The organism is Polaromonas sp. P3_C2 (genome assembly GCF_056402675.1).
This window is the reverse complement of sequence record NZ_JBFUGX010000903.1, coordinates 1-1,385: the sequence shown is the minus strand read 5'-3', so window position 1 is coordinate 1,385 and position 1,385 is coordinate 1. Positions and strand designations below refer to the sequence as shown.

Annotated in this window: 1 protein-coding gene and 2 pseudogenes; 2 read left to right on the top strand and 1 reads right to left on the bottom strand. The window is 60.7% G+C overall.

Features of this window, described 5'->3' with window-relative positions:
* A pseudogene (locus AC1DWI_RS23220) lies at positions 1-197 on the top strand (protein-methionine-sulfoxide reductase catalytic subunit MsrP); the annotation flags it as partial.
* Positions 198-357: 160 nt separating this feature from the next.
* On the top strand, positions 358-1,005 hold the full coding sequence (locus AC1DWI_RS23215) for a protein-methionine-sulfoxide reductase heme-binding subunit MsrQ (protein WP_477669891.1): 648 nt from the start codon (positions 358-360) through the stop codon (positions 1,003-1,005).
* 68 nt (positions 1,006-1,073) lie between these two features.
* Here the strand turns inward: AC1DWI_RS23215 and AC1DWI_RS23210 are convergent.
* Positions 1,074-1,385, bottom strand: a pseudogene (locus AC1DWI_RS23210) (diaminopimelate decarboxylase); the annotation flags it as partial.

Genomic DNA, 1,385 nt, shown 5'->3' with positions numbered 1-1,385 from the left:
AGGCCGCGGCGCAGGAATACGGCTTTTATTCCAATGTGAACCCGGACGTCGACCACCCTCGCTGGAGCCAGGCCACCGAACGGCGTATCGGTGAAGACGGCCTCTTTGCCAAGAAGCGCAAAACGCTGATGTTCAATGGCTATGAAGCGCAAGTGGGCCAGCTCTACGCGGGCATGGACCTCAAGAAGAACTTCTAAAAGATATGGCCCCCACGCTTGTCGCTTCGCGTACTGCGCTGCCCCCCGAGGGGGCCGCTGCGCCTGCGGCCCGGCAAAGCCGGTTCCGCGGCCCCTGCTGGGTTGGGACGCACGCTGCGCTGTGTTTCGATGTAGGTCGACCCGGCGGTGGATTGCTGTGATGTCGACAGCGCAAAAATGGTTGCTGCACCCTGCCGCCAAACCGGTGCTGTTCCTCGTCTGTCTGCTGCCCTTTGTCTGGCTGTTCTACGGCGCCTTCACCAACCAGCTGGGCGCCAACCCGGCCGAGGCGTTGATACGCGCCACCGGCGACTGGACGTTACGCTTTATCTGCATCGTCCTGACGGTCACGCCGCTTCGGGTCATCACCAGCACGCCTGCACTGGCGCGCTTTCGGCGCATGCTGGGGCTGTTCGCGTATTTTTATGTCGTCGTCCACCTGCTGAGCTACAGCTGGTTCGACATGGGCTTTGACTTTGCCGATATTGCCAAAGACATTGCCAAGCGGCCTTTCATCCTCGTGGGGTTTTCGGCCTTTGTGTTACTGACGCCCCTGGCGGCAACGTCCTTCAATGCGGCCATCAAAGCCATGGGTGCCAAACGCTGGCAGTGGCTGCACAAGCTGGTCTACATGATCGCCGGGCTGGGGCTGCTGCATTTTTTCTGGATGCGCGCCGGCAAGAACAATTTTGCCGAAGTGTTCGTTTACGCTGCGATCATCGCCGTACTGCTCGGCTGGCGTGTGCAGCAGTTCTTGAGGAAAAAGAGGCTGAAACCCATATACGACGTGCGCAACCAGCTATCATAATGATAGCGATGTGCGCTGATCGACACTGATCCGATGAGGCGCGCGCTTGCCCCGGGCGTGGTTCCGGATTAGCCCGCTACCAGCTGTTCCTGCCGCATCTGGTCTTCAGCGGTTTCCCGCCGGCGTATGAGGTGCACTTCGACACCGTCAACCAGCAGTTCAGCGGCCCGGCCACGTGTGTTGTAGTTGCTGGCCATGCTCATGCAATACGCACCTGCCGACATCACAGCCAACTGGTCACCCGCCGCGACAGACAACACGCGGTCGCGGCCTATCCAGTCGCCGCTCTCGCAGACCGGGCCCACGACGTCATACGTCGCTTCGGCGGTCTTGCCTTCGGCCAATACGGGGACGATGGCGTGGAAAGCCTGGTACATCGC

Excerpts from the sequence above, each read along its gene's own strand:
- AC1DWI_RS23215 (WP_477669891.1), top strand. The coding sequence starts at position 358 with ATGTCGACAGCGCAAAAATGGTTGCTGCACCCTGCCGCCAAACCGGTG.